The sequence below is a fragment of the Methylomonas koyamae genome (genome assembly GCF_006483455.1).
Classification (GTDB): Bacteria; Pseudomonadota; Gammaproteobacteria; order Methylococcales; family Methylomonadaceae; genus Methylomonas; species Methylomonas koyamae_B.
The window spans coordinates 1-8,609 of the sequence record NZ_PPPU01000035.1 but is presented as its reverse complement, the minus strand read 5'-3'; the positions used below and the strand labels follow the sequence as shown (position 1 = coordinate 8,609).

Annotated in this window: 10 protein-coding genes; 8 read left to right on the top strand and 2 right to left on the bottom strand. The window is 49.8% G+C overall.

All coding sequences use genetic code 11. The annotated features are described in order from the left end of the window. Positions 1 to 349 (bottom strand): hypothetical protein (locus tag C2U68_RS17105; RefSeq protein ID WP_140913683.1); only part of this gene is annotated, 349 nt, incomplete at its 3' end. A gap of 947 nt (positions 350 to 1,296) precedes the next feature. Here C2U68_RS17105 and C2U68_RS17100 point away from each other — a divergent pair. The 8 genes from C2U68_RS17100 (at position 1,297) to C2U68_RS17065 (ending at position 7,897) form a co-directional block, all read left to right on the top strand. Further along, entirely contained in the window at positions 1,297 to 2,343 is a 1,047-nt protein-coding gene (locus C2U68_RS17100; RefSeq protein WP_140913682.1) for a phage/plasmid replication protein, II/X family, read from the top strand. A 29-nt stretch (positions 2,344 to 2,372) separates the two neighbouring features. After that, the gene (locus C2U68_RS17095; RefSeq protein WP_140913681.1) at positions 2,373 to 2,669 is read left to right on the top strand and encodes a hypothetical protein; all 297 of its coding nucleotides are present in this window, start codon (positions 2,373 to 2,375) and stop codon (positions 2,667 to 2,669) included. Positions 2,670 to 3,128: 459 nt separating this feature from the next. Next, on the top strand, positions 3,129 to 3,347 hold the full coding sequence (locus C2U68_RS17090; protein ID WP_140913680.1) for a major coat protein: 219 nt from the start codon (positions 3,129 to 3,131) through the stop codon (positions 3,345 to 3,347). 43 nt (positions 3,348 to 3,390) lie between these two features. Further along, positions 3,391 to 4,878: a hypothetical protein gene (locus C2U68_RS17085; protein ID WP_140913679.1), complete on the top strand. Its 1,488-nt coding sequence runs from the start codon at positions 3,391 to 3,393 to the stop codon at positions 4,876 to 4,878. Continuing rightward, complete coding sequence (locus tag C2U68_RS17080) at positions 4,878 to 5,216, top strand: DUF5455 family protein (RefSeq protein ID WP_140913678.1); 339 nt, start codon at positions 4,878 to 4,880, stop codon at positions 5,214 to 5,216. The genes C2U68_RS17085 and C2U68_RS17080 overlap by 1 nt, the downstream gene beginning before the upstream one ends. A 19-nt stretch (positions 5,217 to 5,235) precedes the next feature. Further along, complete coding sequence (locus tag C2U68_RS17075) at positions 5,236 to 6,630, top strand: zonular occludens toxin domain-containing protein (RefSeq protein ID WP_140913677.1); 1,395 nt, start codon at positions 5,236 to 5,238, stop codon at positions 6,628 to 6,630. Positions 6,631 to 7,109: 479 nt separating this feature from the next. After that, positions 7,110 to 7,475: a hypothetical protein gene (locus C2U68_RS17070; RefSeq protein WP_140913676.1), complete on the top strand. Its 366-nt coding sequence runs from the start codon at positions 7,110 to 7,112 to the stop codon at positions 7,473 to 7,475. Next, complete coding sequence (locus C2U68_RS17065) at positions 7,472 to 7,897, top strand: DUF29 domain-containing protein (RefSeq protein WP_140913675.1); 426 nt, start codon at positions 7,472 to 7,474, stop codon at positions 7,895 to 7,897. The genes C2U68_RS17070 and C2U68_RS17065 overlap by 4 nt, the downstream gene beginning before the upstream one ends. A 262-nt stretch (positions 7,898 to 8,159) precedes the next feature. Here the strand turns inward: C2U68_RS17065 and C2U68_RS17060 are convergent, their stop codons facing one another. Continuing rightward, the gene (locus tag C2U68_RS17060; protein ID WP_140913674.1) at positions 8,160 to 8,522 is read right to left on the bottom strand and encodes a hypothetical protein; all 363 of its coding nucleotides are present in this window, start codon (positions 8,520 to 8,522) and stop codon (positions 8,160 to 8,162) included. Between the last annotated feature and the right edge of the window lie 87 nt (positions 8,523 to 8,609).

Below are 8,609 nucleotides of genomic sequence, written 5' to 3'. Positions count from 1 at the left end.
TTCGCATAATGTATATTTCGTGTGGCTTTTCTGCCGCCCTAATATCGCCGTCATGCCACGATAACCCGGCAACCAATACCCACCCAGCGGCAACACTTAATCGCTTTGCCAGCGCGTTCCACGCGCTTTTTGTCTCGCCTTCACTCCGGGCCATCGCCGCCGCAATCAAAATTTCCCCACGGTCTACACCTAACAAATCTGCCACCTTCACCGCTGTTTCATCTGCCATTTGCCCCCGGCTTCTTATCATCGATATTGTTGATCCTTTGACATTTAGTAGTTTTGCGCTTTTGTAGTCGCTTCCTGTTTTCTCTTTTAAATCATCTAGATACTCGACAATGCTTTTCATGTTTCGCCCCTTACTTAACTTTTTGTGAACTATAGGCTTGACAGTTTAGGCTTGCAATCGATAACGTATTGTGAAGCGTCACGACTTGTGATGCATTTCCAAACCATCGAGGCGAAGCGATGAACATCCGATTACATCTTGACCGCTTTACAGCGTCTAATCCTTCCTCGTTTTATTTCGATTGGCGTAAAGAACACCCAAGGCATGAACATCGCTATTGGATGACTTTAGTACGCACTCGCGGTGCTGTCCGGTTGTCTCAATGGTGTTATGACTACATGACCTATCCAGACAATTTTTCCCGCTTAATTAACTCGGCCCTTCGCCGCAGCCTTTCCGCCGTGCAATAGGGGAGGGCTGCTTTATGTTCGAATCTGTTTTGGGCTTCCTTGTTTCAGTTGTCGTCACTGGTTGGCTCGTCTTCTGTCTGCTTTACGGCATTGGTAGATTTATTCGCGCGTTCCGGTCGTTGCGTCAGGATGGTTTTTTGTGAGCGTTCAAACCTTTTATCGCCAATTAGCCATAGATGCCGCCGCGCTCGTCGACCGTTCGCACCTCGAACCACCCGCGACGTTGCAACCATCCCGCCACGCTCGGCCCGGATTCGGGCAATTTGTGCGTTTATCTAATATCGTTACCTGTTACAGATATAGATCGGACATGCTAGCGACACTCGCCCCGGTTCCGCCGTTTTGCCGCGTTGAAGCAATTGACCGCACCGACCCGGTTCAGGTCGCTGAATTGGCACGCGAAATCGAGTATCGAAAAATCCGGGGTATTTACGTCCCTAATCCGGCCGAAGAATTAACCAGCTCTAACAGGGAAGTCAGCGGCCTTGAAGTGCCCGTTCTTGTAACACGGGCACTTAGTCTCATGGGTGAGACTTTTGGGACTTTTCCGCGCACTCAAAACGTTAGTGGGGCACTTATTCCCACAGGTGACACCCCATGTTAATCGACTGGATCACCGCCTATCTTCCCATGACCGAAATTCCTACGGATCATTGGCAAGAACTACGCAAAATGACCGATAGAGTTATGCGCTATTGCCCACGCACAGGCGAAACCCGTTGGGAGTCTTCAGCTTGGGATTCAATCCGCTCCGATAGCCACCAAATCGCTTTCCGCGTCGGCTCCGATGCGATATGGATACAAGGCAGTCCGGCCAGGGTTTGCGGTTCCGGCGATGCCGTCTTCGGCGAAGGTCCAAGCGCCGCGCTTGACTTGGTTGGCTGTCTGTCCAGGATGGCAAGTTTTGTCTCCCAGCAAATCCAGCTCGACTTACCGTGCAATCCTCACGTGTGGCACGTGACCCGAATAGACGTTACAGGTAACTTAATTCTCGACGATCTCGCAGCCGTTCGCATTGCCCTTCGCACTCTGCGGGAATGCGAGGGCGGCCGTTACCGCGTCAGCCAACAAGCCGGCGACACTGTCTACTGGTCCCATAAATCCCGCTTACGCTCCGGCAAAGCTTACGCCAAAGGTCCTCATATTGAATACCAGACCAAAAAAGCCGATTACTCCGGTAGGGAATACACCAAACCCGAAAAAGATTTAATAAGCCGACTCTTGCGGCTTGAGCTGAAACTAGGCTCTCAATGGATAAGAGAAAGAATAGAGGGAAATAAGAAATGGTACGAATTGACGAAAAGCGACTTAAAAAACGAATGGAATACTTACTTTAAACGAATGATAGGTGAAGCCGATATGAAAAACGACGACGAATTAAAAGACCGAATAATTGCCGCGGCAAAAACAGAAGGTCAGGGCAAATCTGCTTATATGTTTTTTCTCTTCATTAAACAAAATGGTTGGCAGGCTGCTAAAGAGAACTACCCGAAAGCGACATTTTTTCGCCACACAAAAATACTAAGAGCCGCCGGACTAGGTGACGCCGATATCTCAACCGGTAACGTAGTGCAGCTTCGCCGTAAAGTCTTAGAATGCCAAGTTGTTAACAACTGGTCCGAATTATTTCAACACGCCGCCTAATTAGGCCATTAACCAAGAGGAAAAAAACCATGCAAGTTATTATCATTCCCCGCTCGATCCAAGAAGATCATCAGCCAGACCATACTATTCGGATTTATCTCGAATTTGAATTCACCAGACCCGGCCAAATATCGCGCGTTAACGTTTCAAAACAATCCGTCCAGTTTTTGAATTTGTGCCGTGAATTAGTTGGTAAAGAGGTTGTGCTAGGTCTTGAAGAATCTGAATATAACGGTCGCAAATTCTGGCGAGTTTCCGACCCCAATATTCAACTGATTAAAATGCAGCCTGTTACACAAGCCACCTCTCAACCTAAAGCCGCGTAGCGGCGAAGGGCGGCGGGACCCTTATTAGGGTGCCGCCCTTCGGCATGCTGAAACTAGTATGAAAAGTGTTTTTTTAACAAACGAATTTAAACCCAGTCACGAAACGGTTTTAACTCCGGTACGATTCACCCCATTTATGAATCACCCAAAAAGACCGAGCCGCTTAGTGTTACTGGTCAATTTCTTCATTAATCGTTAATGGAGGCGTGCCAATGACTTCCGCCCAAGCAACCGATTTAATCAACTTGGTTTTAATGTCTTCTTATGGATTATCCTTATTTGCGGGTTTTATAGCTGGCGTCTTAGTTGCTAAGGCGCTTGACTAATGAATTCTACGGATTGGGGTAATTTCGTTGGAAACCTTGTTGGATTGTTTGGCGTTGGTTTTGCGTACGGTTTTATCATTACCGCATTTGTCGTGCTGGTAAAAATCTCAACTTTAAATAAATAGGTGTATCTATGAAATTCTTGAAAGTTCTTGTTGCTGTTTTCTCTTTGGCTCTGGGTGTTGTCCCGTTTACTGAGGCCGCTTTGCCGACCGCAGCAGCAACTGCCTTTACTACCATCCAGACCGATATTTTGGCGCTTGTTGATCTGGCGTGGCCTCTGATGATCGCGGTCACCATCGCCTTCATCATCATGCGTCTGTTCAAAAAATCAGCAAACGCCGCTGTTTAATTCAGCTATTAGGCGGGGGAAACCCCGCCTTTTTTATTTAGACATGAAATATTATCTTAGTGCGTTTTTATTAGTGTTTTCGCATTTTGCGAACTCGGCGGAGATCGTTAGATTTTATAGCACTCAGGCGCAAGCCCTCGCAGCGGCCATGCCCGGTTCTACTCTTGGCGGAAATTCTTTTTTTCCGCCGGCTAATTGCCCCGGTTCAGGCGCCCACAGTTTCTACTACAAATATTCGGCACCCGATTACTATTATTGGATGTTTTGCGATATTCCGATATCGTTGTCGCATAACCAGGTCATTGATCCAATAACCGGTGAGCCTACCACGGTAAATTGTCCACCTACTGGGGAGCAGAGAAAAATTCCTGTTAAGGTTAGTACAGATGCTGGGCAAACCGTGTTATTTGTGGGCGGTGAGTCGTCTAATGTTGTTCAGGGCAATTGCACCTATAATTTTGCACTGTCGGCTATCCAGGGCCCTAATGCCGATTGTTATAAGCAGGGCGTTGTGAAATATTGCAACGTGTTCGCTATGTCGACAGGTGTCGTGCAAACCGTGGATACTGCGCCCGTTGTTCAGCCTTCTGATACTCCCCTTCCTAAATCGTCTAAAACTGGTTGCGTTGGGGATTTGGCCTCTGACGGCTCGCCAGTCGACACCTGCCCCGGAACCTCTCAGGGCAGCGCAACCATTAACGGCGTTCCCGTCCAGGTTACTCCGACCGGTGCCACTATTAACGGCACTCCTGTAACCGCCACCTCCCCGAAAAACTGCGGTACCGTCAACGGCCAGTATGTTTGTGTTACTCCTCAATCTGGCTCTACTTATGGCACTTCGTCAGGCGGCACCGTCACTTATTGGAAATTCCGCCCTGATTCTTCGACCTCTACTACTACCGTTACCAATCCGGATGGCAGCGTAACCAAGACCGAGACGACAACTGACAACGTTATTGGGTCAGTGCCTTATGTCAAGACCACTACAACCGGCACCAATGGCAACGTGACAACCACCGTTTCCGGCGGTCAGGTCGGGTCAAGTTCTCAGACCGATAGCGCCGCGTTACAAGCGATTGCAAAGGGCGTTTCGGAAATGGGTAAGGGCATGGACCTTAGCACCGTCAACAAAAACACAGGCGACACCGCCGCCAATACCAAGGGCATTCTGGACAAGCTCAACGCCTATCTAGGCGACGCTCCGACGCTTGACGGCCAGTCTCAGAATTCGTCCGTTGACGCCGCGGTTAATGCCGATAAACAGACCGCTGTTGATGCTTTGTCCTTGTCTGCTAATCCCGATGTTTTCAACAATTTGACCGGCATTCCCTCGGATTTTTTCCCCGGCATGTTGCCGAGTGTTAGCGGCTGTTCTGCTCAGTCCGGCATACATGCTCGCATTTTCGGTAAATGGGATTTTGACTTCGAGCCATGCGCTAAGCTGCAACCGCTGCGAGAGTTGTTAGCCTGGGTTTTTTCCGTGCTTTCAATGATTTATATCTTAAAAATCACCTTCGGAGGTCAAACCTAATGCCTGCCTTATTTGCTGCGCTATTTAGTGCCATCGCGTCGTTAATTGCTACGGTTGGTGAAAAGCTATTTTTATTTGCGGCTCGCCGGCTGCCGGTCATCATTGCGGCTACTGCGTTGCTGGTAGCTATTGCCACTTCATACATATTGAGCATGAAAACATTGGCTACCGGGTTGCAGCAGACTATCCCTCAGGTAGTCATTGATGTGTGGGGTTGGGTAATGCCCGGTAATGCTGTGCCGTGTTTGATGGCCGTTTTAACCGCTCGCTTGATTCGTTGGAGCTATCAACGTTACGAAAAGCTGATTGTGTTCAAAGCCAAGGCGCTTTCTTCTTAATTGTTACGAGTAACGAAATATGCCGGGCTGGATTATTCAGGGTGTAAGAGGGGAGGGCAAAAGCCTTTGCGCGGTTCATAAAGCGCGGGATTATTTGTTGCGTGGGCGGCCAGTGGCTACCAACCTCGATATTTTCCCCGATGGCATGTTACCCGATGATAATGGGGCTATTGTCTATCGTCTGCCCGATTGTCCCCGTTATGTCGATTTTGCGATGCTGCCGAATGCGTTCGACCCTAAATACCGGGGCGAAGACAAAAACGGCTTAATTATTCTCGACGAGCTTGCTTTGTGGATGAACTGCCGGCAGTGGAACGAGAAAGGGCGGGAAAAGATCATTCAATGGTTGCTTCTCAGCCGTAAACGACATTGGGATTTGATTCTTCTTTGTCAGGATCACGAAATGATCGACTCACAGCTGAAGACGACGTGTTGTGATTATCTCGTTCAGGCGTCCAGGTCCGACCGTAAAAAAATCCCGTACCTCGGTAAGTTCCTAGAGTTCTTTTTTATCTCCGGTTATTTCCCAAAGTGGCATCAATACGACGTTTACTACGGCCTGACTGGCACCGATACGGTTAACGATACGTGGCGGTTCGCCGGTACCGATGTGTATGACGGATACGATACAAACCAGATTTTCACTGACGGCCTGGAGCTCGTCGGTGATCGTGTTCTGGATATGCGCGCGACCTATTGCTATTTGCCGGCGAATTACCTGAGCAAACAGGTGTACGTCGATCGCTTGCAGGCCACAATTGACGACATTATTGACGCCAAACCCTTAACTTCTAATGGTGAACCTATGGCAAAAGCCAAGACCTCGAAAAAAGATCATAGCCAAGCGAAAGCGTGGCTATTGTTAGTCGCTCTGGTGGTTTTTCTGAGCTACAAGTATTTGATTCCCAAGGATACCGCCGCCGCTGTGCCTGCGGCGTCTGCCGCCACGTCCGCACCTGTTCCGGCCACTTTAACTCCTGTGCAGGACAAAGCCGATACTACCGGCCATGATTCCGCCAACACCGTTCAAGCGGTGAACAGTCCTAACGCCTTCCTGGATCACTTGATTAAGTCGTATCGGCCTCGGCTTTCCGCCTTCATGTCCGCGAAAGACTCGACCGGGGCCGAAGTGTTTACCGGCATTCTGGAATTCTACGAGGGTTCCGCCGTGGTCGAGCGTTTCACTATTACCCAGCTAAAAGCCCTGGGTTGTGCTGTCGTCGTTCGCCCCTATGGCGTCGATATTGTCACGTCAGCCGGCGTGCATCCTGTCACAGCGTGGCCTCGTTCGTCGTCGGCATCGAATGAGACGGTCAAGCCCGTGTTAGGTCGCACCGTACCTCTAGCAACGCCACAGCCCAATGATAACTTGGGCGTTGTTGCTTCTCTCGGCAGCTTGGCTCCGGGGCATTAAATTTATGAAACACAACTACGCCATAAAGCTTACTCGAATCACAGCGAGAATCTGTAAATGCAAACGGCCAGTAATGGCCGAAGTGTATGAGCGTCGCGAGGATCTGCCGAGTTTGTATAAAAGGAAAACAGATATGATCTGTTGCGATAGATGCGAAACGTTCGCCTTGATTGCTTAAATTATTACTTTCGCCGGAAGTCTGCGGAAACGTCCGGTATTCGTCATTAGCTCTTGATTTTTTGGTTTTGATTTTTTCGGTCCCTCCTTGTTGGCCTCGTTTGTGGTTTTGGTGTTGGTCGTGTTGGTGTTTGAAGGTCTGTAGATTGGGTTTCGATTTTGATTTTCTCGTCGTGGCTTTCTGATTACCTGGTCTTTTTCGTCGCTTCCCTTCCTTTAATATTTCTCGTCACTTGTAACGTAATATCTTGACTTTATAACCGTTACCTGTAACAATAAAGCTAACTAACCAAGGGGGCTTTATGAAAGACCAAACCGACACCCAAACCGCCGAACTTTTTCCGATTCTGGAACCAAAACGCCGTGGCCGTATACCTACCGGAAAAGCCAAAACCACCGCCGAACGCCAAGCCGCCTACCGTCGCCGCAAATCCGCTAGGGGCGGTACTGACAATAACGGCCATAAGCACGTTGATTGGTGGATTGATTACCGCCGCTGGTCGGAATTGGACTGCCTCGCCAGTTATCACGGCAAAACTCCGCTTCAGATTGTTGAGCAGCTCATCGACCAGGCTAACCGTGACTTAATGGCGACCATGACCCAAGCACAGTATTTTGACTACGTTGACAAAAAGTTACATGTAACACAAAAGGAGCAGGGCGCATGACTTACGAATCAGACTTTTACGGCTGGACCCAAGAGCAAGCCGGCTTAATCAGGTCCGGCCGCTTTTCGGATTTAGACATTGCAAACATCCTTGAGGAAATAGAATCTATGGGCCGCAGTGAAAAAAGGGCGCTTGATAGCCGATTGACCGTGCTGCTTGCTCACTTGCTCAAATGGCACTACCAGCCTGGAAGACGCGGTAAAAGTTGGCAATTGACCATCGAGGTTCAGCGAATTAGCTTCGTCGATGTGCTGGACGATAACCCCAGCCTAAAACCTCAGCTTCCCGCCATCCTGTCTCATGCCTACGCTAAAGCCCGTATCGAGGCGGCGAAAGAAACAGGCTTGGACAAAACTACATTTCCTGTCGACTGTCCTTGGGATTGGTCCGCGATCCTGGACGATGGCTTTTACCCAGATTAGCGTTACAAGTAACAAAGAACCTATCACGCAGCCGGCCAGCGAAGCCAGCCGGCGACCGCGGCAAAGAACCGTGAGCCGCCTACGTCGCCACCTAACCGGACAAAAAACAACGACCCTAAACGAAGCCGCCGCGTTTTGGGACCGGCGCCGCAGCGGTTCAAGATCGGGAAAGAGACGAACGCCGAAGGAAGCGCCGCCGCGATATTGCTACACAGGGCAAGAGTCGGCCGGCGCGAAGCACGGGAGCCGGAAGGCGAACCGTCTACGAGTTCGCCAAGGCCCGAAGGATGCGAAGCGGACGCGGCAAGCGGCGAAGCCGCTCAAGTTCGCTTCTGAGTTGGTCAATTTCGGCTTCCTGGTCCTTCAGCCGTTGGATTGTCTCCGCATCCCATCGCCGCCGGCCACACATTAACAGCCCCCGCGAAAAGTAGAATTTCTCCCAACCCGGTAAACCAACGTTTTTGCGGTCCCACAAAAGCAAAACCCGCTCTGCTAGCGGGTTCCCGGTTTCGTCAAACTGTCGCACGTCCTCAACAGTTACACCTAAAACCTCAGCCGCTTTTGCTTCGTTCAGTCCTACGCGATTCCAACGCACGTGGTAAAAGCTGCTCTTGCGTTTCGCCATTTTTTCGACTCCTTGTTGTTAAAAACAGCCTTAACGCAAATTCTGAGCCGGCGAGCGGCTAGCCATAAAGTTCGCATAATGTATATT